The sequence below is a fragment of the Paenibacillus sp. J22P165 genome, from assembly GCF_059692015.1.
Genome location: NZ_JCAUAP010000004.1, coordinates 292,079 through 315,619 on the forward strand (window position 1 = coordinate 292,079; position 23,541 = coordinate 315,619).

A 23,541-nucleotide genomic window follows, 5' to 3' on the forward strand; every position below is an offset into this window, starting at 1 on the left:
ACGATGCTGCGGAGGCGTAACTGTTCCTAATTTTTGAATAACTTGGCTGATACATATGAATTGCCAAAATGTCAGTAGAATTACGTAAGTCATCGTTGATTTGTTAATTCATCTTGTTAAGCAATTTGGTATAAATGGGTAGAAGATAAAAAAGTTTTTGAACATACAAACAATGCAAGCTTAACAGTATGAAGGAGGAGAAGGGATGCAGTACGATCTGATCATTATCGGGGCGACAACTACCGCACTAGGACTGGCGAAGACGGTGCAGTCTAGCCTCAAAGCACTCATTATCAACAAAACGGAAATGGTGGCGTATGATTTTGTTAATGCCTATAAAAAACCAGAAATTTATGCGAATGGCGCGTCCTTTTATAAGGAATTTAGAGATCTGAACACAGATATTCTTCTAGGTACAGAAGTCGTTTCCATCACGAAACAAGATAATGGTGGCTATGAACTGGAAATTCTCAATACAGCTGGATTCCATAAAGTGGAAACGCAGCTACTTGTCGATACGACAACAGAGAGAGAGACCGAGATGTTGGGGAAATCGTTGAATGCACTGATTATCCAGCAAGAAGGAGATGCTGTCCCTCAGGTGGATTGGCCAGGCATCACGATTGTGGGGGAGGACCATAACCAAACGTATAGCACAGCGATTTTAAAATTAGATGCTGAATTGGAATGGACTGTCGCAGAAGCGCGGCACAAGTTAATAGAGCACTGGCTTGCTCGACCTACACAGTTGAGTAATTGGAAAGTAGCGGCAATTGCTTTCTGTTTCGAGGATCGGGTGGCGAGTGGCGAGCGTAAAGAGGATGAGGGGTACTTTGTATGGCCCGCAGCTTGCTATACAGAACTGGATGAAAGCATAAATGCTGGCGTCCAACTGGGAAGGAGTCTGGTATCATGATGATCTATCGCCGTAAACTTAATGGTGCAATGATCGAAACGCCTGCTACTCATACAACGTTTGATCAACAAGTAGATGTACTGGTAGCAGGTGTAGGTACAGCTGGTGCGCTTGCGGTTATTTCTGCAGCAGCTCAGGGGGCATCCGTTCTTGGTGTAGATCGCCTTATGGGCATTGGCGGGATGGGCACAATGGGGTATGTGTCAGGCTATTACTATGGTCTGGCTGGAGGCATGCATATCAATATTGATGATGAGGCGCAGCGTTTAGGTCGAGCTCATTTTTTGGACAGAGTAGAACCAAAGAAATATTTCTTAGAAAACAGAATCACGGAGCTTGGTGCGAAACTTTCACTTGAAACCACGGTGACTGGGGTATTTGTAGAGGATAATACAGTAAAAGGTGTATCCTTGTTCTCTGATGGTCGGCAATGGAATGTTGCTTGCAACGTAGTGATTGATGCGACTGCCAATTCAGAAGTGTGTATATTGGCAGGATGTGCAACGCATCAAGGGCGGGAATCCGACGGGATGAGTAGACCTTTTACCAGTGTAAAAGTATGGTTACATCATAAAGGAACGATTACTCGAACTAATCACGATTGTGGATATGTCAATCATTATGATCCTTTCGAATTGACTCAGGGGATCTTGCAGGCTCACGCTAGTCAACTGTTGGAGGAGTTTAGCGATGACGAGAAGCGCGTTATGTTCTTTGCTCCTTTCATAGGCATTCGAGAAGGCAGAGTCATAGACGCAGAAAAAAATATTACAATGGAAGAGGTCATCATTTGCGAGAAAGAGGATGAGCCTTTATTCTACGGATACTGTGATTTTGATAAGCACGGCAAAGACAATATGCTAGAGACAGAAGCTTTACAGGATCTTTATGTGGCAGCTAATTTGAGTACAGCATGTTTTTCTGTTCCCGTTTCACTTCGCTCATTGACACCTAAAGGGTTTAAAGGCATTTTAGCAGCCGGACGCCATCTGGGTATGGATCATGATGTGGCCAGTTTATTGCGTATGCAGAGAGATATGCAGAAGTGCGGCGAGAGCGCAGGCGTTGTAGCAGCTTTGGCAGCTAAGCATGGGGTGGAAACAGATCGTGTGCCCTATGGGGAGATTAAGGACATTCTTGAGAGGAGCGGTTGTCTCGCTGACGATCATGATCAGGGGATTTGGTTTGATGATTCCTTCCGCAAGGAGCAGATTCATTGGATGACGGATCCAGCGGCTATCAAGGCAGATCTTGCGACTGAAATGCCAGGTATCGCGATCTATTCTTGTAAATTGCTGGGTGAGAAGATCACGCCGCACTTGAAAGAATGGTTGGCTGCCGAGGATCATTGGCTTCGTTGGGGAGCTGCAATAAGCCTGGGGATTATTGGTGAAGAATCGGCAATTCCTGTGTTACATGAGATCGTTCGCAAACGAGATGCTTACTATTACAAGGATTGCCGTCGAACGAATCAGTTTCGCACAGCCATTGCGCTTTATCTTCTGGGCAAGTTAGGAGATAAAACGTGCGTGCCGATGCTGCAAGAAATTTTGTGTAATGTGACAGAATTTGATAAGGATTTATACCATGTCATAAAAGAAGTTAATTATAAGTTTAACACGAGTAAAAACTTTAACGAATTGTACTATCAAGTGATTTCGCATGCTGCAGTTTCTTTAATTAAAATTGCGACGAGTCATCCTGAGCTGGAAGATTCGGTGAAAACAAGTCTGTTGGATAGCTTTAAAGATGATCGTCATCTACTGCATATTACGACGATGCCGAAGCTGACATTCGAATATGAATCAGTCGAGAATATCCGGAATTATGTGCTTACTTATTGTGGTTCAGCACAAGTAACAGAGGCAAGTATTCATTCGTAAAAATAAAGCAGGGACCCTTGTGCAGAAACGAGGGTTCCTGCTTTTTGATTGTGCAAGGCGAGGAGATACTCGATAAATTCGAGTAACGGGAGCGCGCCGGGCCCGCAAAGCAAGGAGATACTCGGAAAATTCGAGTAACGGGAGCGAGCCCGGCCGAAAGGCAAGGAGATACTCGAAAAATTCGAGTATCTCCAGCAAGTTCTCATTCATAAATAAAAAACAGGGCCCCTAGTTCATACACTGGGGTCCCTGCTTTTTGTGCTAAGGAAGGAGACGGCCGTAATAAATGCCTCTTCCTCCGGTGCCGACGTAGACCGTACCATATTGGTTCCGATCACCGACCAACGACTTGGGATCATCCCCAATCTGGTAGGCATCATGATTAACGCGCGTCCAAGTGACACCAAGATCATCGGAACGGAAGATACCGTCCTGGTTGTCTATTCTGCCATAAACGTAGGCGCTCGGCACGCTGCTGCCCGTGGCATTCTTGCCAAAAGAAAAGAGAAGCGCTTCCTGTACAGCAGCCACTTTGGTGAAATTGCGGCCGTCATCAGAGGAGCGGAACAAGCCGCTATTGCCTGCACTAGCCCACACTTCGCCTGCAAGGTAAGGGGCTGCTCGTACGCCAGCAATATCGGAAGAGCCGTTGCTTGGCAATTGGGCGTTAGATTGAAGCGTCCAATTCTTCCCATCCTTGCTGCTATAAAATGTACCTACTACCGTATCGTACAGATAAAAGGCATTGCCGTTCACTCTGTCAGCTTCCAAGCTATAACGCCGGGAGTTATAGATATTGCCGGTATACACAGGAGCTGGAACACCGTAGAAAACGGTATCTTCCCATGTCTGACCGAAATCTTTGGAGAGCTTAGGTGTGTGATCATTTGTGAAAATGACAACAAGTGGCAGGCCGTTAGCCTGTTTCTGTGAAGAGACCGCAACACTGCCGCCAAAGCCATAAGGATAGGTGACTTCCGTCCATGTTTGTCCGCCGTTGGTGGAATAAGATGCACGAGGAGTCTCACCTAGTTGACTGCTAGCCAGTCGGAACACGTAGTTGGGATCAACTTCGGAGAAATCGATAGCCGTATTCTCGCTAGTAGTTGGACCGGTCAAACGAGTAGCTGGTGTACTGATGTCGGTTGTGGAGAAACCGCCTCGGTCCAAAGTACCCATAATTAATCTGCCATTAGGAAGCGACAGCAGCTTAAGGGCGCATAGCTCTTCAATCCCATTACCAGCTTCGATCCAACTGATAGCCTGAGTCGTAATGTTCTGCGTTTTATGAATACCAGACCCGTGTAAATCGTACAGATCTTCCGTGTGATGCGGATCGAAGAGGAACTGTGAACTAGCTCCGTAGGAATCACCTTTATAAGTCCATGATGCACCGCTGTTCGTGGAAAGGTAAACTTTGGATGATTCGTAATACCCTTCTACGGCTACGAGTGTGCCAGGCGAACCAGGCTTAACAGCGATAGGACCAAATGGTTTTCCTGTACTTGCCGATGGTGTCACATCCGTCCATGTCGATCCATTGTATTTAAACACACCGTTGGTTGGCGCTGTGGCTACTGCTAAATTCTCTCGATTTAGTCCGGTTATGGAGGTGACATAGAGATTTCCATCACCAGAAAGTGACATACGACGAGGGAATACAGGTCCAGAAGTGAGTGAAGACATCGTGGAGGTCCATGTCACCCCACCATTTACACTTTTATACACACCACTACCTTCTACACCTACATAAAGCGTACTTGCTTTCCCACTCACCGAGCCTGCACTGTAATCGATCTCAACGTTGGTTACGCCGGCTGGTGAGTTTCCAGAAGGAATAGCGGTCACTTTGCTCCATGTTTGTGCACCATCGGTTGTTACCCAAAGCCCATCATACCGCGTACCTACGTACACAATATTGGCGTTATAAGGGTCAACGGCGATGCGCTCCCCATCCAATCTTTGATCTCCAGCGCTTCCGGTACTATTGCCATAAAAACGTTTATTCAGATTCGTACGCTGCCAAGTTTGCCCTCGATCGGTAGATTTCAGCACATCATGAGGCTCTGTTGGTTTATTGCCGTACATACCCGCTGCGACATAGACAATATCCGGATTGGTGCGAGAGATAGCAAGGCCATCTATGCCTTGTAGGTTTAATTCATTGGTTCCGAAGTTTTCCATGAGTGGGACCCATTGCTGGCTGACGGAATTCCAACGATAGGCACCGCCTACATCTGTTCGCACATATTTAAGGTCAGCTACAGTAGGGTGAATGACCATGCCAGTAACGAATCCGCCGGGATAAATTTCGACATTTCCCCATTGATAGCGAAAACCGTCAATGATGTATTGAACCAGATTTTGTTCGCCAGGCAACTGAAAAATAGCCGCTGTAGAACTAAAGATGACGAGGCCGCTGCTATCCTGAAAGGCGTAGTTTCCTGTCACTTGAGTGATGGTCTCAGCAGAGACAAACAACTGTCCAGCCTGAGCGATAACAGGGGCAGGGATAGCGGTGTTCTGACCATTTACACTAATTTGGGAGCTTCCCGCTGTAAAAACATACACGTTGCTGTTTCGGGTTACCGTCATGGTGACCGGACTCGCTGCTGTGGAAGTTGCACCTAAGCCTTCTGCTGTATATTTGAGCGGAACGTAGATGAGATTCCCCTGCAAGAAAGGCTTAACTAAATCATTATTCAAATCGATAGCTCTGCGCACATTTTGAATATAGCCCTCACGATTACCGGCGAACATCATCACCGCTTGACTAATCCTTGTGGCAATAGGCTCACGGGTAATGCCGGCTTGCCCTACGGTTTCTCCTGCGGATGCATTGCGTTCGACTTGAACCGTATACGTGGTTTTCGATGTGCCGTTCTCAGCTGTTACCTCGATCGTTACGGTATTGACGCCGGTAGCCAGTGTTATTTCCTTCCCTGTCCCGGCAGCTACCGTGGTGCCATTCACTTTCACAGAGGAAGAGAAGGGAGAGCGAGCCTCAGGCGTGACAAGAAGATTATCAACGAGACTGCTTACCTTTATTTGATAACTGGTTACAGCAGATTGGAAAAGTAGATTGCCTTCACTTAGCGCAAGCCTGCTTAACGCGGAGTCGTTGCTCGTAGATGCAGCTCTTGTGATCGTCAGCGTATACGTCTTAGTTGTGTTGTTTTCTGCTTTGACAACGATAGTAACCGTGTTAACGCCTGTAGTGAGGTTGACGCTACTTGAGGCGCCAGAGGCTACAGTTACACCATTAACAGTAATACTTTGGTAGCTATCAGCATTAGCGAACGGTGTAATCGTCACAGATGACAGGCTATAACCGGCAGCTACGCTATACGAAGTGATATTCGGATGGAAAACAGGCGAAAGGCTGCCTTTGTTCAGCTTTAGACTGCTAAGCGATGCATCTGAGCTTGTCGTTGAAGCACGGTTAATTGTGAGTGTATATGTTTTGGAGGCGGGCTGGTTAAGCGCTGTGACTACAATCGGCACATTATTTGCGCCTGCTGTAAGTGAAAGGGTCTTAGCGGTGCCGGAGGTAGCTGAGGTTCCATTGATGCTTAACCCTACTTCACTTGAGGAGCTTGCTGTTATTGCAGTGAGGGCAAGACTACTGACGGTATTAGGCACATTTAAGGTGTATGTCATTGTGTCGGGATCAAAGACAGGTCCTAATTTCCCTTTACTTACGGTGAGGTTGCTCAGCTTCATATCCGGCTTGGGAGGCGGTACCGGGACGACACTATTAGGTGAGAAGCGGACGGCATCTGCGATCACATAGCCATTACCGGAAGAGGGTGTTCCTGCATTCTTGATGCGGACAACTTCATTACCATTGCCTGTAAAATAGTAAGTACCGACCCTAAACCAGCGAAATCCATTGATTTGCTGATTGACCATCACGGTCTGAATCTCGTCATTATGTGTAATTTCTATCGGTACATTGCTGGCTCGGTTCGTACCAGACACATAAGACACATAAACATTGTAATTCCCGGCAGCTAGCCCTTGTGGCTCGTATTCCACGTATCGGTCTTTACTGTCGCCAGGGGCCGTGTACAAAGAGTTGGCGCCGTAACGACCTGCTGCCGTACTGGTTGACCAGAAGCCAATGCGACTCACGCCTGACGCATCGGAATTATCAATAATTTTATCACCCGTGATGATTCCGTACTGAGGAGAGGATGCAGTCGGAGGGGATACGGTTGTATTGGGAGAGAAGCGAACGGCATCTGCGATGACATAGCCATCCCCCGAAGTTGGCGTTCCCGCATTTTTAATTCGTACGAAATCGGTCCCGTCAGCAGAGAAATAGTATGTACCCACGGATACCCATTGAAAACCATTAACCTTTTGGTCAACGCTAACCGTGGAAAGTTCACCATCGTGATAGATGTCCACAGGTACATTACTCGCACGGTTGTTAGCTGAAGTATAGGAAATGTAGACATTATAATGACCTGCTGCCAGTGCATTAGGCGTATAGGTCACAGCGCGATCCTTACTACTGGATGGAGCTGTGTAGAGTGCATTTGCGCCATAACAGCCGGCGGCAGTGCTTGCGGACCAGGCGCCCGTTTGTGTAACTTGACCGGTATCACTGTTGTCAATGACTAGATCTCCAGACAGAAGTGTATAGTCTGGATTCTCCGCAGTTGCAGCATAGCTTAGCGTGGCAGGCATACAGACAGTGAGCATGGTCATGATGAGGAAAGATATAAACCAACGAGACGTAAGGTTATACATAAAGTCCTCCTCTTAATAAGTTGTATGTGATCCCAATAATCTCCTTTCCTCCTTAATGATAGCGATTACATCATACAATTTGCCCAATGAAGAGAACATAAATAAAACTATTGTCACTTTAATTTTTCTACTGAGTTCCTTATTAATAGGGAAGAAATGAACAAAACAGCCCTGCCGCCGGTGATTCCCGGCAGGCAAGGCTGTTGGATAAGCACATTCGCCTACTTAAACTCAGCTTGGATGTTAGTAAGCAGTTTTTTCAAAGCTTTCGACGCAAGGGTGAACACTTCTTCCGGTTCCTTTTCTTTATACATAGGTGCCCAACGCAAGTGCGGTTCTAAGGAAAGGAATCCATGAAAACCGGTGTCTTTCAGAGTAGCAAGAAGCTCTGGCAATTCACCGTCTCCCTCACCTGCTGGCACAACATGGCCGGTGTCCATTCTGGCATCTTTAATATGGATATAATCCACATAATCCTTGAGGAGCGGGTAGGCATCCGTCATTGGTCGAACACCTTCCTTGACGAAATTGCCAGGATCGAATGCGCTGCGCAACCAAGGGGAGCCTATCGTTTCGAAAATATCATGGCAGCGCTCTGGTGTGCTGCCATAGATATGGTGTTCATTTTCATGTAAGAGGATGACCTTTTCTCGTTGTGCTATTTCACACAGGATATTTAAGCGTTCCATGACCTGCGCTCTGTACATTTCTGGTGCTGCTTCCTTTGGGTGAAAGAAAGAGAAAATACGGATATAAGGAGCATCCAATGTATGCGCTGCAGCAATGGCTTTCTCAAATTCAATGAGATGCGGTTCGAATGGATCTGTAATTTGAATTTTACCAATTGGTGATCCGATGGCACTTACTTTTACCCCGTTAAAAGCTAAGATTTGCTTTGCGTCCATCAACTGCTGTTCACTGAATTGCAGCACATTAATTCCCCACATACTCCGGAGTTCCATCCATTGGATGTTCTCCGATAAGAGCTCGTGGATTTGATGCTGAGGATCATGGGATATTTCATCGGCAAAGGCAGATAAGGTAAACAAATGATTTCGCTCCTTTTGTATCAAGCCCATATGAAAGCGTTAGGATACCTATGCGCTTAGTTATATTAAGATTTAGGAAGAGGTCTTAATTCCAAAGCGAACCCTCCGTTTACAGCCATCGGAATAGAAATTCGCTCTCCACTGCGTACCGTGAAAAAGGTTGTTTTCAATGCTCGCATGTTATGCTCATGCAAGGAAGGACGCACTCTCTTGCTGTCCAGAAAGCGGATAACGTCTTCGTCCGCAGGAGGAACAGCGCCAAGAGCTGCATCAAAAGGCAGCATGTTGGACAAGTCATCACTATACAAAGTGGCCTCATAGTTGCCTTCTGCTAAAAAATCCAGATGAACTTCCGCAATTCTTGGACGTCTTGCACAGATGCCCCCAATAAACCAAAGCTCGCCCTGTCGCCGAGCCATAGTCACATAACTGGCTGGCTTTCCTTCCAACAAGCGTGTATCGTCCCAGACGACAGGTACTTGTTCGAGAAACTTGCGGCAGGGATGATTAAGCAAGACAGAAGCCTTTTCCGCAAGATGAAGGGTATAACTGGTAAATATGACTGTGAGGGCTGTCTGATGTGCATCGGATGTGCATGTTTTGAATGACGAGTAAACCACCGGTGTATAATCCATGGGTCCAACCGCATTACGAGTGAAAGGTAATGTACAGTTGTGCGCAGCGTCGGGGCCTGCTAAGGAAAAGTTGCTGTAGCCCTGATAGAATTCGCTTCCCATGACGCCTTCGTAAGTCAGAACATGGGGCCATGTTCGACTGGCTCCGCTTGGCTTGGTAGTGCCGTGAAGGTTGAGCATCAGACTTTTGGAAGCAGCAAGCTCAGCTAACATGTTGTATTGACGAATGCGTTCCTGAGAATCGGATTCGAAGAAATCAAGTTTGAGTCCGGCAACCCCCCACTCAGCCCACAACGTCATTTTCTCCTCGGCAATCTTCCGATCGCGTAAATCTTGCGTATGTGCCCAGATCCAGATTCCTACGTTTTTGGCAGCAGCGTACTGAACTAAGGCAGGAATGTCAACGTTCCCGGACCAGCCACCGTCAACAAGGGAGTACTCATAGCTCATGGCAGCCGCTGCATCCACGTATTCCTGCATGCGTAATTGATCTAAATGTGCGCCTTTATCGGACATCCAGCTCCAGAGAACACGCCCTGGCTTAATAAATGAACGATCGCTAACAATGGAAGGTGGATTCAGGCTCTCCAGCACATTGGAATTCACTATGGTATCGAGACTGCCGATAATGACTGTTCGCCATGGTGTTACCAACGTTTGCTCGCTGACCGTAAAGCTCAACTGATCAGAGGCACGCTGGATAGTTAAAAGAAGCGGATCTTCCTGGCTAGAGATAAGGTGCGAGCCGCCATAATCACCGCCGAATACAGCTGCTTCTGTATATAACGCCCACAGCGAGCGACCGAGCTCCAACAAAAGTGGAAAGCCCCAAGCATTCTGATAGACATCTTCAAGGGGGACAGGATGGTAGAAATCTTCGTAAGAAAATAATAGCTTCTGCGCGTATAGATTCACAGTATCCTCGGGAACACGGAAACCAGTGGCTTCTCGATAGACAGTTATGGGGGTGTCAGATGGCAGAATGAGCCTTACCGCAGCGCCGTCATTGCTGACCCATGCTTCCGCATGAAAGACACGATTATTCTTTTTCAGAATCCAAGTCAGGCAGTTGGCGTGGGTGTGGCATTCAGGCTTTTTGAAAGCAGGGATAATAAACGTTTCCTCTATCGTCTTAGACTCTGTTCCTACAGCTATCAGCCCTTGTGTGAAATCACCAATGCTTGTATCGAGCCCAAGAGGGGTGCGCGCGATAACGGTTCGCTCGCCCGCAGTTACTTGATAAGACAGACTTCCACTCTCCAATAACATCGTCAGTTGAAGGCGTCCATCCGGTGAATAAATGTGCTGTTGATCCATTCTTAATTCCTCCGTCGAGTCATAATAAAGCTATATTATAGTTCACTTATTTCGCTTCAAGTCCTAATTCGCACCGTGCTGTGCGCCGGAAGAAGGTATGTTTGTCTTGCAGGAAGTGAGACATAATCTCTCTACCCTTGGCACTATGGCAGCGTACGGCGGCTCTGGCAAGACTGATCTCCGCGTGAGCCATCATATAATTGGAATGTCCGATCGTATGGAGCTTCATCGCGTAACCTGTAAGGCCATCTCTGGATAATAAAGTATCCATCGCCTGAGATAGACGGCTATCCGCACGTTCGGCAGCCGCTGCAGCAATGTTCGTAATCCGTTTGAAAAATGGATATTGAACCATATCCTCACGCTCTTGATCATAGATAAACATCCAAGGATGTTCGGGGCCGTATCCTTCGGTTTCGGCAATGAGACGAGCTAATGGCTCCACTGGCGCGGGATGCGTGGAACGTCCTGCGAACATAATCAAACGATTGATGTAGGTAAAGTCATCGCCATAATGATGTCCCCAACGGAATTGACCGCTGTAAATTTGTTGCATAGGCAAGGTTTTGTGTCTACCCTGAGCAATGGCAGCAGCCAGGAGGTTGGCGATCTCGTCGCCGCCTAGCGCAGAGCCAAACCAAGCCAAAGCATGGGCGGTTAACCCTCGCTTGCCCCCATGATAATTATTCTCGAGCAGCGGAAGTGCAGTCTCTGCTGGACGACGCAACAAGGCGAGGAGAGCCTCTTCATCTCCGTCAGCTACTCGTGTCGCCAGCACGGTAATATCTGGCGGTTCCGCTGCGGAGAATGCCCAGTCCGGTAATATCTCCATTTCAATTAATTTATCCTGCAGTGTATCAAGATCGATGTCCCTGACACCACAATTCATATCTACGGCCATCGAAGCTGCAAGACCAATGGCATACCCAGCGTTCTTAATGTCCGCATTCATCCGACAAAAGCTCGTTGCATCGCGTTCCCCTGACATGGCTTTTGCAGCTATGAGCAAACCTTCTTTACCTTTAGGAATGAAGCTTCCATAAGGTATGCGTAATCGAATTTCTTTGCCGGCACCAAGTCCACCTAATCTAGCAAAAGGGGAGGAGGTGAACGCATGACTGTCAGCTCTTGTATTGGCAACGGCAATGACGTCGTCATATAACTTGTCATCCAGAATATCTCGGACGGTCAAATAATGTTCTCCTTGAAGCCGGCGAGACTCTCTGACTGTCACCATCGGAGAAATATGATGCGGAGAATTCTTGTAATGTCCGTCACGAACAGCACGCAGTCGCTCGGAGTAATGATTAGGGTGGCAGATACCGCGATCATTATAGTAACGATGCATCAAATAACTTGGGAAAGGATAGAGTTCCATCCCCCATAAACTGTAACTTTGCACCATGCCTGTGTCTGAATCGCCAATTTCGTAGCCGGCACCAGCGAACTCAATCATATCTGCATTTCCTGTGGAATCAATGGTGACTTCGGCTTTGATGGCAAATAGTCCGTCCTCATTCGCAGCGATGACACCCTTTACACGATTTCCATCCATAAGCGCTCCACAGGCGACTGTCCCCGAAAAGATCGCAACACCGTGCGTCTCTACACAGTTATTGAGAAAGGTAGCGTAGGGAATGCCGCCTTGTTCTTTCATATCTCGTTTCTTGTGCGTAAAAGCATTAGAGCGCTCGCCAGTCTGCTTACTCATACCCTTGCGATAACCATCGTAATAATCAATTACTCTGCCTAGCGTATGTGTGCCGCCAAATAGGGAGTGAATCTCGATTGCAGCTACTTGCTTCTTAGATTCTGCAGCAGCAAGCATTGCCATGCCACCGCCCACGCCAATACCAATCACACAGACATCGACTTTAATAGGTTGTGATAATAACTTCACATAAAGATTCTCGGGGATACGATTTAACTGAACCGTCATGCCGTCATCCTCATAGGGAATAAGCTTATTTCGATCAAAAGGTTGACTTCCCTCGCGCAGGAGTAGGAGCTCTTCTCCACTACGATCAGGTTCAGATGGATATGCAACAGCCCATTCCACAGCTGCAGAAGCCTGAGCCCATGCATCTGCCACATGGCCTAGTGTGAAATTCCAGGGCAGCGAAGTAAGAGGTCGCAGACCTTCCAACTTACTAACTAGATCAGTCTCATCCCCTGTAAGTAGAGCATCATAGGCCAAGTGATTCGTATGTGCTTGCTCGAAACCGGCGACCTTCTCAGTGAGATACGAAGAGAGTTGCCAACTCTTAGACACCCGTCTGGTTTCCAATTTACTGCGTGACGCATACAGACTATCGGCTTCATCCAAATAAGCGAATTCGATAACGGTTGTGTCTTTACGAGTGGAAGGATGCAACCGGAGGCTGCCTTTCACTAGATCCAGTTCGTGTTCCGCTTGACTCATATCTATTGGAATTGCCAAAGATAACAAGTCGATATTCTCCATATCAAATGTCGCATTCACCCTAATTTCACCATGGGCATAAGGTCTATTTTGTAAAATGCGAATAAGGTTAAATCTTTCTGTCGCATCCAAAGCCTTACGCGTTGCAATATGCATAACGCCAAACGGCGTAGCCAATGTCACTCCGGAGAGACCAGTACGGTCACGAGTCACACCAACAGCTACCGCTGCATACAGGACGGTCACGCCAACATTTTCTAATTCATCGATCAGCCATTGGCGGGTTAAACCAGCAGGAGCCTGGGCTTCCCGGTCATTACGCATTGTAAACAGACGGGCAAGCCATTGCGGACAAGTTAGATTCATCCGTTCATGTCCTTCAGGACTAATAAATGTATGATTATAAGCAGCAATTTCCCTTCCAGGATACTCACGCTTCTCGGCTAGCACAACATTCAAGCCGCTCTGAGCTGCCTGGATCGCAGCCATACATCCCGATATTCCTCCGCCGATCACGACGAGATCAACCTTTTTCATCTAAGTCTCTCCCCATAACCAAATAGGCTGCCGTGAAGCAGCCTTGGTTTCTATTTTTTTAACCTTTCACAGAGCCGATTGTTAACCCTTTAACGAAATACTTTTGAAGAAAAGGATACACAAGAATAATAGGTCCAATTCCGATGATGGCCATGGCCATACGTACAGTTTCTGTGGGAATTCGATCCAGCTCCAGATTGGCGACAGTGGAATCAACCATTCCGGAATTTAAATATTGCACTTGTGAAATGACCTTATACATAAGAAACTGCAGCGTGATGAGATCATTGTTACTGATAAATATCATGCTAGTAAACCAGTCATTCCAGTATCGAAGAGTTTGAAATAAACCGATTGTTGCCATGACAGGTAGTGACAATGGAAGAATAATTTGTGTGTATATTCTGAATTCAGATGAACCATCGATTTTGGCGGATTCAATAAGCGCCGGCGGAATCGTATTGGTAAAGAAAATCCGCATGATAATAAGGTTGAAAGGCGAAATCAATCCTGGAATAATGAGTGCCCACAACGTATTCTTTAATCCGACACTTGTGTAAAGCAGATACCAAGGCACCAAACCGCCATGAAATAACATTGTGAAGAAGACGAAGAAGGCGATGATGTTGCGATAGGGTAGTTCTCTACGAGATAGTGGATAAGAAAACATAGAGGATATTAGCAAACTCAGGACGGTTCCTACGACAGTGACGAATATGGAAACACCATACCCTTTAAATATTTTATCTGCGTCTTGAAATAGGTATTTATAGGAAGCGAGTGTAAAATCTTTCGGAATGAAATTATATCCATATTCGAGAATTTCTTTTTCTCCAGTAAAAGAAACAGCGATGACTAGCAAGAGAGGAAAGAAGCAGGCAATTGTAAGTACGATAAAGATGATGTTTAGAGTAATATTCACTGGCATTGTTACAGCGTTGGCGTCATAGAATTTTTTTCGTTTGGTTACCATGACCTTCTCGCTTATTACAGGACTTGATAGAGTTTTGGCCATTTGTCACATCTCCTAAAACAAAGCGTTCTCTGAATTTATTTTTCTAACAATCGCGTTTGCCGTTAGTACAAGAATAAGTCCTACAACAGCTTGATAGAAACCAGCTGCCGCAGACATGCCTACATTGCCATTAAGCAGGAAGGAACGGTACACGAAGGTGTCGATGACATTGGTTGTCTCTTGAATAGGACCGCTGTTTAAAGGGACTTGATAGAAGAGGCCGAAGTCTGCATTAAATATTTTGCCTACATCTAAAATAAACAGAATCGTGATGACTGGGAACATGAGCGGAATTGTAATATGTCTGATTTGCTGCCATTTGCTTGCTCCATCAATAATCGACGCTTCGTAATATTCATGATCAATTGAAACGAGTGAAGCCAAGTAGACTACGATCGAGTAACCGACGCTTTTCCACAAATAAACAATAGGCAAAATGTAAATCCATACATGCGCGTTGCTATACCAAGAGAGAGGTTTAATGCCCAAAGGCTCTAGAATGTTGGTATTAATATAGCCAGAACCGCCTAGAAACGCATAGACCAGATAACTAACGACAACGTAGGAGAGGAAATGGGGGAACAATAAACTACTTTGATAAATTTTGGCTAATCGACGATTTAATACTTCGTTCAAACCAATGGCTAAGAGAATGGAGATGACGGTGCTAGTCACAATGAACACAATATTATATAGCACTGTATTTTTCGTTGCGACAAGTGCAGTATCGGTTTTAAACAAATAGATAAAGTTATCAAGGCCATTCCAAGGACTTCCGAAAATGCCTTTCGCATAGGCATAATCCTTAAATGCCACAATGACGCCAAACATGGGAATGTAATTATTAAAGATCAAGATGGCCGCTGCCGGAATCATCATGATATAGAGTGCTCTAAATTTGACTATATTACGTAAAAATTGGAAGGTATGGGACATCAACAAGCGCTCTTCAACTCCTTCTCCGTGATGTCTGACAAGATCAGGAATGAGGTGCTGCATCGCATTCTCATTCCTGACAAGTGCAGATATCTAGTACTCTATTTTTTTGTTTTCAAGAACTCATCAATTTGTTTCTGTTTCTCTGCAAGTACTTTGTCCATGCCCGCTTTCTTCAACTTCTGGTTATACTCAGCCAAATCCTTATCCGGATCCATCACGCCGGTTCCCAGCCCATCGTTATAGGCGTTGTAAATATTAACAATAGCGGATTCTTCATTTTTCACGTTCGTAGCATCATAGGAGAAACCTAGCAGAGGGGATACTTTGGCATTCTTGTTGTAATCTTTGAATTGTGCCCATTTGTTCGGATCTTCGTTATCCCACAGATAGTTCAAGAATTGGTTACCGATTTTCCAGTTGATGCCTGGTGCGTAATTGGCCGATTTGTCCGTCTTTTTGATGACAGTGTCATTCACTTTGGTATAGTGGACACCTTCTACGCCTTGTACCAGTGTGTTAAGAATTTGTTTGTCTGTGTGTAACAGGTTCAGAAGCATCATAGCGCGCTCAGGATTTTTGGACGTTCTGGAGATGGAAGTCATGGCGCCTGTAAGACCATTTGCTGCGATATAAGGTGTTGTTATATTTACTTGTACATATTCGTATGTTTTACCTGCGCTCATTTCTTTGTCTTTGCCTGGTTTGAGACTTTGCCATTGGGCAAATAGGGTGCCTGCTTTATTATAAGCTGCAGCGTCTTTCTGCGTTGTCGGATCTTTTTGGAAAAAGCCTTTTTGATTCCAAGATCTCATCAAGTTGAATATTTCTTTGACTTCTGGTGTTTCCCATTGGTTGAACACTTTCGTATCTTTACCAATGGTGATCGCGCCAGGTACTTGTCTGGAACCAATAAACTCAAAAGGTGCAAATACAGGGACATTACCTGTAGCCCAGAATGGAACGACTGTGGACGGCTCTTTATCTTTAATCGTTTGCAACATAGGTTCTAAATCTTTGAGTGTTTTGATCTTCGTAATATCAAAACCATATTTGTCTATCATCGGTTTATTTAAAACGATACCCTGATGAGCTGCGATCTCCTTCTGTACAGGAATGGCGTATATTTTTCCATCGATTTTGTTGCCATCCAGCAGCAGAGGATCAATTGTTTTCTTCATGTCCTGACCATATTTATCAATTAACTCATTCATTGGCGCGAAATTCCCGGCAGCTACTTTGGCGCTGAAGCCATCAGTTCCGGTACTAAAAATAAGGTCGAAGGGCTCATTGCCGGCTACCATCAGATTGATTTTTTGCGCCCAGCTTCCGTAATCGACTGGAAATAATTTAACAGTGGCATTGATCTTATCCTTTAAAAGCTTGTTTAATTCCGCTTCAACAATTGCCTGATCCTTTTGCTCGGAACCTCCGGAATAATAGAATGAGAGCTCCACCGGTTTTAAGTCAGCTACTTTAATCGTTGGTGCAGGGGCAGCAGACGAGGTGACGGGATTTGCTTTCTCTGCTGTGCCCGAGTTTCCATTGCTGCAGCCTGCTAATGCCATTCCCATAGGCAGAACAAGTGCCAATAATGATGATGTCAGCTTCAGTTGTTTCATAGTAACCCTCCGTATTTAATATTGAGTACGGTTTCATTATAGAATTGCTCAAATTCGAAATGAATAAACAAATCTACTGCGGCATTTGAAAATCTAATGAGTATTGTGCAGCAGTAGAAGTATTATTGTGTGTTATAGTTTTTCATGGGGGATAGAGGATTGAAGTCATCTTCCGTATAGTCGTCAATATTAATATAATTCCGATAAATAATATCGGATAGATACTTCGCGTGCTGTTCAGTTAATTGCATCAAAGAGGTGGACGGCTTTTGTTGGCCTCGCATAATTTCTGTGTAGGCCGTCATTCGAATGGTGTCGCCAGATGTCCAAGGTAAAATAAATTTGGGTTCTCGTGGATAAGGGGACTCGGATTTGCCAGGCAGGAAGTCTTTTAGCCAAACGGGAGCTTTGTTGTCGAGTTGTCTCACACTTTGTGGGATGGGTATGAGATCACCACGCTCATACATGCTGTCCAAAAATTCGCTGGCGTGCAGATAGTTCCATAACTCGGCAACTTCATTCTTGTAAGGTGTAGCAGAAGAGATTACAATGGGGTGCTGTAGGGAAACCATCAACGCGCCTTTTTGCGAGCTTGCGTTATTAAGTGGGGGCAGGGCTACACCAGGCGTGAAATTCAGCTTGGAATTGCGGTGAAGTTCCGAAAACTCCCTGTTTGTCATATACATCATACCCACATTCCCTTGTTTAAATTGGGCCAGCGCTGTTTCCCGCATGAGAGCTGTTTCCCCGGGAAAGAGTCCGCCTTCCTTTTTCATTTGAAGCATGGTATCGAACCAAGACTGATAGACCATAAAATCATACTTACCCTTGGCAAAGTCAAAATAGTAATCTCCGCTAGATGTGCTGGCCATTTCTAGAGCTAACCGATAGGTTTCAATATCTCCAGCGGGGAGTGCAAAGCCGAATAGTCCATAACCAATGCCTGATTGAGAGAGCAGATTGGCCTTTGTCTTCAAGTCTTGCAAGGTACGAGGAGGTTGTTCGGGGTCCAGACCCGCTTGTTTGAACATATTTTTATTATAAACGAGCCGTAAGGGTACAAATTCCGTAGGCAGTGCAAAAAAATGACTATTTTCTCTGGTGTAATCCAACGCCCATTTCGGGTACTCCTGCAGCACCTCTGGCTTGGCTATTTTGGAGAGGTCCATTAGCCAGTTCTTGTAAATGTAGGTGCTGAGCCACCCAGATGAAGCCTGAAACAAATCAGGTGTTTGACCGGAAGTCAGCAGCATGTTCAGCGTTTCATCGTATCTTTCGCGAGGCAGACTGATGATTTCTACTTTATAGCCAGTATGCTTGGCATTGAAATGCTCGATCATGTAATCAAGGTTCTGTGTATGAACAGAGGACTGAACGGCCAATCGGATGATCGGTGGTTTCTCTGCTGATGCATCGGCCTCCTCGAGAATTTGACTGTTGGGATCGTTATTGCTGCAACCGAATGATACTGTAAGCGTTACAGCGATCGCAGATAATAATAAGGCAGAGCGAATCGAAAATTGCAATTTCAAAATAACAGCTCCTTCAGTATAATGAAATTTGAATTCATCCTGCAGTGCCCAAATGGAGGCGGAAGAGCATGGTTGCTTCAGTAAGCAAGATTTTCAATTATGTTCTATATTATCATGCAAGTCTAAGAAATAGGTTGCTTCTTTATTTTTTGATTTTAGTAATCATGCCTACTTCTATTATTTCCGTTACGATCTACATGAACTCTAATCAGACCATCAAAGAGAATATCAGCACCTCTGTTCAGAAAAATTTATCTATGGTGGAGAGCTTACTGATTCAGAAGTTTGAAGAAATGAATACCCTGATGGATTCTATTTATTTAAACCCGCAAATGACGGCGAAGCTTTCAGCAGATAGACCGGTAGATGAGGTTGGCATTGTTAATGAATTGGCCGACCTTGATAAGCTTATTGCTGGATATGTGTTACATAACAGTGTCAGCAACGAATATTCCCCCAAATTGTACATGCTGGATCGACCCGAATATATACAGTACAATTTCTCCCAATATGTATCTTCTTTGAAACTCATTGAGAATGACCAATGGTATACAAAACTTGAACCTAAAGCACGATTTCAATTTATCGGTCTGAGAGAGAATCATGGACCCCGAGATACGAATTATTCCATTATGCTAGGCAAACGACTCTTTGGTCTTAACAATATTGCCCTTCCTTATTCCGGACTATTAACGCTTGAAGTCGATCTCCAAGAATTCAATCAGATGCTTTCTCGTTTAAAACCATCACGAAATAGCTCGATTTTTGTTCTAGATGAATCTGGTAAAGTCATCATGACACCTGAGCTTGCACAGCTCAATACGAATATGTCGGACAATCCATTTGTCAAATCGATGAGGCTCCAACAGGCTGGACGCATGACCGATTCATTTGAAACTGATTTTTTGAACAAGCCTTCCTTGGTTACTTACCGCAGCATGAAGGAGCTTGGATGGACTGTTGTCAGCGTTTCGCCAGTCAATGATTTGAATGGCAAACTGATTGCTTTTCGAAATGTGATGTATGTCGTGCTAGCGGTCTGTATGGCACTTGCTATCCTCATAGCGGTGTTGCTCTCCAATAGTATTACCCGCCCAATTATTAAGGTGATTCGCTCGATGTCCTATGCTAAGAACGGTAATTTTGATATGGAAGTGACGTACGAGTCCAAGGATGAGTTCTCACATTTAGTTAATCAATACAATAAAATGATTCGGCAGATCAAAGAATTGTTCGGTAAACTCACGATCAGTGAAGTTCAAAAAAGGGACGCTGAGTTTAAAGCACTTCAAGCTCAAATTAACCCTCATTTTTTATATAATACATTGGATTCCATTAATTGGATTGCCTTACGACACCAAGTTCCCGATATTAGCAAAATGGTAACTTCACTGTCCGATTTCTTCCGGTACAGTTTGAATAAAGGGAATTCCATCATTCATGTAAGGGATGAATTGAAGCAGGTGGAAAGTTACCTAGCGATTCAGCAGATCCGGTTTCAGGAACGACTCTCTTATACCATTCAGGTGGAGCCAGAGGTGTATGATTGCTACACAATCAAATTAATATTGCAGCCGTTGGTCGAGAACGCTCTCTTGCATGGTATTGATCGGCGGCTTGGCCCTGGCGAAATTCACATTACCGCGAAGCTCGAAAATGAGTGGGTTCGAATTCAGGTTATCGATAACGGTGTTGGTGCGGATGTCGAGTTCCTGAATGCGATGCTGGGGAGTGCCAATGAAGAAGGCAGTGTGTCCTTCGGTTTAAACAATGTAAACCAGCGAATTAAACAAGCGTTCGGCAGTGAAGCCGGACTGCACTTTGCTGCTAATGAGGATTGTGGGGTTACCGTGACCGTTTCATTCCCATTCCGACTTGAAATGGAGGATTATAAGCATGAAATGGAAAATGATTATCGCAGATGACGAGTTGAATGTACGCCAAGGACTGAAAGAGGTCGTAAATTGGCAGGAACTAGGGATTGAAGTCATTGGGATGGCTGCGAATGGGAAAGAAGCCTATGACATGTGCATCGCGCATAAACCAGATATCTTACTGACGGATATTCGCATGCCAATGCTTGATGGATTGGAGGTTGCTTCCAAGTTAAGAGAGGAAGAGCCGCTGATGCGCATCGTTATCATTAGTGGTATTCAAGATTTTAATTATGTGAAGACGGCGCTCAAGCTGGAAGCAGACGGATACATCTTGAAGCCGATTAAGCTTGATGAATTAACGGAGACGGTTAGTCAGGTCGTTACCTCCTTAGAGCAGGAACAAAGTCGTAACCAGCAAATGGAAAGGCTCCAACAAAATCTTAAGGAATCGATGCCGGTGGTCAAGGAAAAGTTCATGGTTGACGTGCTCGCTGGGATCTTTAAGGATATGGAGGAAATTAGAAGAAAACTTGATGCCTATCAGATTGTTCTGGAGGATACCACCTCATGGAAGGTGGCGTTGTTTAAACTGGATGACTATGAAGAGGCTGTCGAATTCTTCAGTGAGCAATATCGGAATCTGTTGGCCTTCTCCATTCGAAATATTATCGATGACATTCTGGTTCATACCGAGCACGGGATGGCGGTAACCATCAAGGAAGATGAGTATGCGGTACTCTTTCCGTGTTCTGGCTTCAGAGATAGACAGATTATGGACGTCTGCCACAAGATCGTTCAATCGATCCATAGGTATCTGAAAATTCCGATGTCCGCTGGTGTCGGTAATAAAGTACATACCTTAACGGAACTTCAACTTTCCTATAAGGAAGCACGTGCAGCAGTAGAGTACAAGTTTTTTTCTGGTAAAAATTCCGTGATCGACATTAGAGACATCAGTGACAGTCGCATGGAACTGGATCTGAACGCCCTATTTGACAGCCAATTGAAGACGATTCAGCTGATGAAATTAGGAGATTCGGAAGGTGTACAGGTCAAAGTGCAAGAGATCTTATCGCTACTATGCGCTAGCAGATCTACACCTATTCGCTACGTTCAGAACACGTGTGCAGGACTGATTACGCAGGCATCCAAGGGGTATTTGGAACTCGGAGAAGAGCTGGAGGTCGCTGGCCTGCCTTTAACGGAAATGATTCAGGAAATTTACCTGCAAGAAAGCGCTCAAGAATTAATGGATATCACCCAGCAGTACATGGAGACACTGACGCGATATATGTCGAACCGGCACAAAAGTAAAAATAGTACAACGATTAATAAAATAAAGGATATCATCGCAGCTAAATATATGGAGAATCTTTCAGTTGCACAGATTTCAGAGGAGATTTTTTTGTCTCCTAATTACATTAGTCTGGTCTTCAAAAAGGAGACAGGGGAAAGCATAACGGAGTATGTGACTAAGGTGCGTATAGAGGCAGCGAAGGAGCTATTGCAGGACCAAGACTTAAAAATTCTGGATATTTCAGAGATGGTAGGTTACGTAAATGCCACTTATTTCAGTACTGTATTTAAGAAGTACACGGGTTTGCATCCTCAGAAATTTCGGTCTCTCTATCACAAAGAGTAAGTCAATAGGGAGGGGAGACTTTAAGCTAAATTGAGAAATATTTCCTATACAAATGGAACATTATGCTATAATTGGCGAGGAAAACATTTCTGGGAGGGGATTGGAAATGAACGTAAGTAAGCGCTTAAATGAACGAGTGACTCCACTGCTGAAGCGTATGATGGAAAATGGACCGGCTGGCTGTGCATGTACGGTAGTGCGACGGGGAGAAGTTCTTTATGAGGAAACCCTAGGATATGCGGATGTAGAGAAACAGAAGGAGATCACACTGGATACGATCTATCGGATCTATTCGATGACGAAGGTCATCACTTGCACAGCGGCGCTTATGCTGTATGAGAAAGGACTTTATCTGCTCAACGATCCATTAGAGAAATACCTGCCCGCTTTCAAAAATCAACAGGCCTTTCAACACAACGAAAATGGTACGAAGTCTTCCTCTCCTGTGACCAGTCCGATCCTGATCAAGGATTTGTTCACAATGACCTCAGGGTTAACCTACGGTGGAGATGGCACGGAAACCGAAAGGCTCACCCGTACCATGTTGGAGAGCGCTAAAAGAGAGACGATGGACATGCAGACATTGTCCAATGGACTGGCATCCATTCCGTTGGAATTTGAGCCTGGCACGCGCTGGAAGTATGGTTTCAGCCACGATGTTCTGACCGCATTGATCGAAGTGCTGACAGGGCAAACGTTTGGAGCGTTTCTCCAGAAGGAAATTTTCGATCCGTTAGGGATGATCGACACCTCTTTCCGGATAACGGAAGACAAGAGGGATCGTCTATGCACCATCTATGATCGTCCAGAGGGCGGGGCGCTGACACCGAATACAAAGATGGACGCTAGCTATCAACCCCAAAGCCGATATGAAAGTGGCGGAGCTGGCCTGCTTTCGACGCTTGGGGATTACAGCCGGTATGCGCAGATGCTCGCGAAAGGCGGGGAGCATGAAGGGGTGCGGATTCTTAGTCCGAAGACGATTCAATTGATGGCGACTAATCATTTAAATCCGCAGCAGCTGGGTGATTTCAATTGGCAGCAATTGCGTGGTTACGGCTATGGTTTAGGCGTTCGCGTCATGATGGATCCAGCTGCTGGTGGCATTAACAGTTCCATCGGTGAATTCGGTTGGGCGGGTCTAGCAGGGTCATACATGTTGATCGATCCGAAGGAAGAGCTGTCCGTTGTGTACATGCAGCAGTTGGTTCCAAGCCAGGAGCCCATCATACATCCGCGACTTCGGAATGCTATTTATGGGGCATTAGACTAACCGAAACTGTAGACCTGGCCTTATTGGCTGGGTCATTTTTGTTTGTATAGCCTCACCTTATGGAGGTAGACCTATTTATTCCAAATATGAAGTGAAATAGGAGGATACTCTTTACAGCCGCTCAGAG

13 protein-coding genes are annotated in these 23,541 nt (G+C 45.3%); 5 read left to right on the top strand and 8 right to left on the bottom strand.

Annotated elements, in window-relative coordinates:
• Positions 1-205: 205 nt before the first annotated feature.
• Together AC58QM_RS11675 and AC58QM_RS11680 are read left to right on the top strand one after the other, a co-directional pair.
• Positions 206-916 carry a hypothetical protein gene (locus AC58QM_RS11675; protein ID WP_497284045.1) on the top strand — a complete coding sequence of 237 codons (711 nt, stop codon included), beginning with the start codon at positions 206-208 and terminating at the stop codon, positions 914-916.
• The gene (locus AC58QM_RS11680; RefSeq protein WP_497284047.1) at positions 913-2,799 is read left to right on the top strand and encodes an FAD-dependent oxidoreductase; all 1,887 of its coding nucleotides are present in this window, start codon (positions 913-915) and stop codon (positions 2,797-2,799) included. The genes AC58QM_RS11675 and AC58QM_RS11680 overlap by 4 nt, the downstream gene beginning before the upstream one ends.
• A 261-nt stretch (positions 2,800-3,060) precedes the next feature.
• Here the strand turns inward: AC58QM_RS11680 and AC58QM_RS11685 are convergent, their stop codons facing one another.
• From AC58QM_RS11685 to AC58QM_RS11720, 8 genes are all read right to left on the bottom strand, one after another.
• Positions 3,061-7,557 carry a golvesin C-terminal-like domain-containing protein gene (locus AC58QM_RS11685; RefSeq protein ID WP_497284048.1) on the bottom strand — a complete coding sequence of 1,499 codons (4,497 nt, stop codon included), beginning with the start codon at positions 7,555-7,557 and terminating at the stop codon, positions 3,061-3,063.
• 221 nt (positions 7,558-7,778) lie between these two features.
• Positions 7,779-8,606, bottom strand: coding sequence for a sugar phosphate isomerase/epimerase family protein (locus tag AC58QM_RS11690; protein ID WP_497284050.1), 828 nt, complete (start codon positions 8,604-8,606; stop codon positions 7,779-7,781).
• Between the two features lie 65 nt (positions 8,607-8,671).
• Positions 8,672-10,558 carry a glycoside hydrolase family 97 protein gene (locus tag AC58QM_RS11695; RefSeq protein ID WP_497284051.1) on the bottom strand — a complete coding sequence of 629 codons (1,887 nt, stop codon included), beginning with the start codon at positions 10,556-10,558 and terminating at the stop codon, positions 8,672-8,674.
• 46 nt (positions 10,559-10,604) lie between these two features.
• Positions 10,605-13,517: an FAD-dependent oxidoreductase gene (locus AC58QM_RS11700; protein ID WP_497284053.1), complete on the bottom strand. Its 2,913-nt coding sequence runs from the start codon at positions 13,515-13,517 to the stop codon at positions 10,605-10,607.
• Positions 13,518-13,575: 58 nt separating this feature from the next.
• On the bottom strand, positions 13,576-14,532 hold the full coding sequence (locus AC58QM_RS11705) for a carbohydrate ABC transporter permease (RefSeq protein WP_497284055.1): 957 nt from the start codon (positions 14,530-14,532) through the stop codon (positions 13,576-13,578).
• 12 nt (positions 14,533-14,544) lie between these two features.
• The gene (locus AC58QM_RS11710) at positions 14,545-15,531 is read right to left on the bottom strand and encodes an ABC transporter permease (RefSeq protein ID WP_497284056.1); all 987 of its coding nucleotides are present in this window, start codon (positions 15,529-15,531) and stop codon (positions 14,545-14,547) included.
• Between the two features lie 38 nt (positions 15,532-15,569).
• Positions 15,570-17,090, bottom strand: a complete 1,521-nt coding sequence (locus tag AC58QM_RS11715) for an ABC transporter substrate-binding protein (protein ID WP_497284057.1) — start codon at positions 17,088-17,090, stop codon at positions 15,570-15,572.
• Positions 17,091-17,212: 122 nt separating this feature from the next.
• On the bottom strand, positions 17,213-18,622 hold the full coding sequence (locus AC58QM_RS11720; RefSeq protein WP_497284059.1) for an ABC transporter substrate-binding protein: 1,410 nt from the start codon (positions 18,620-18,622) through the stop codon (positions 17,213-17,215).
• Positions 18,623-18,690: 68 nt separating this feature from the next.
• Between AC58QM_RS11720 and AC58QM_RS11725 the strand changes: the two genes are divergently transcribed.
• The 3 genes from AC58QM_RS11725 (at position 18,691) to AC58QM_RS11735 (ending at position 23,414) form a co-directional block, all read left to right on the top strand.
• The gene (locus AC58QM_RS11725; protein WP_497284061.1) at positions 18,691-20,547 is read left to right on the top strand and encodes a cache domain-containing sensor histidine kinase; all 1,857 of its coding nucleotides are present in this window, start codon (positions 18,691-18,693) and stop codon (positions 20,545-20,547) included.
• The gene (locus AC58QM_RS11730) at positions 20,519-22,141 is read left to right on the top strand and encodes a response regulator (RefSeq protein ID WP_497284063.1); all 1,623 of its coding nucleotides are present in this window, start codon (positions 20,519-20,521) and stop codon (positions 22,139-22,141) included. The genes AC58QM_RS11725 and AC58QM_RS11730 overlap by 29 nt, the downstream gene beginning before the upstream one ends.
• Before the next feature lie 106 nt (positions 22,142-22,247).
• Complete coding sequence (locus AC58QM_RS11735) at positions 22,248-23,414, top strand: serine hydrolase domain-containing protein (protein WP_497284064.1); 1,167 nt, start codon at positions 22,248-22,250, stop codon at positions 23,412-23,414.
• Positions 23,415-23,541: the final 127 nt, after the last annotated feature.

What these genes read in the sequence shown, in the direction of transcription:
- AC58QM_RS11680 (WP_497284047.1), top strand. Translation starts at nt 913, where the DNA reads ATGATGATCTATCGCCGTAAACTTAATGGTGCAATGATCGAAACGCCT.
- AC58QM_RS11695 (WP_497284051.1), bottom strand. Translation starts at nt 10,558, where the DNA reads ATGGATCAACAGCACATTTATTCACCGGATGGACGCCTTCAACTGACG.
- AC58QM_RS11710 (WP_497284056.1), bottom strand. Translation starts at nt 15,531, where the DNA reads ATGCAGCACCTCATTCCTGATCTTGTCAGACATCACGGAGAAGGAGTT.
- AC58QM_RS11700 (WP_497284053.1), bottom strand. Translation starts at nt 13,517, where the DNA reads ATGAAAAAGGTTGATCTCGTCGTGATCGGCGGAGGAATATCGGGATGT.
- AC58QM_RS11675 (WP_497284045.1), top strand. Translation starts at nt 206, where the DNA reads ATGCAGTACGATCTGATCATTATCGGGGCGACAACTACCGCACTAGGA.
- AC58QM_RS11730 (WP_497284063.1), top strand. Translation starts at nt 20,519, where the DNA reads ATGAAATGGAAAATGATTATCGCAGATGACGAGTTGAATGTACGCCAA.
- AC58QM_RS11715 (WP_497284057.1), bottom strand. Translation starts at nt 17,090, where the DNA reads ATGAAACAACTGAAGCTGACATCATCATTATTGGCACTTGTTCTGCCT.
- AC58QM_RS11725 (WP_497284061.1), top strand. Translation starts at nt 18,691, where the DNA reads ATGGTTGCTTCAGTAAGCAAGATTTTCAATTATGTTCTATATTATCAT.
- AC58QM_RS11705 (WP_497284055.1), bottom strand. Translation starts at nt 14,532, where the DNA reads ATGGCCAAAACTCTATCAAGTCCTGTAATAAGCGAGAAGGTCATGGTA.
- AC58QM_RS11735 (WP_497284064.1), top strand. Translation starts at nt 22,248, where the DNA reads ATGAACGTAAGTAAGCGCTTAAATGAACGAGTGACTCCACTGCTGAAG.
- AC58QM_RS11685 (WP_497284048.1), bottom strand. Translation starts at nt 7,557, where the DNA reads ATGTATAACCTTACGTCTCGTTGGTTTATATCTTTCCTCATCATGACC.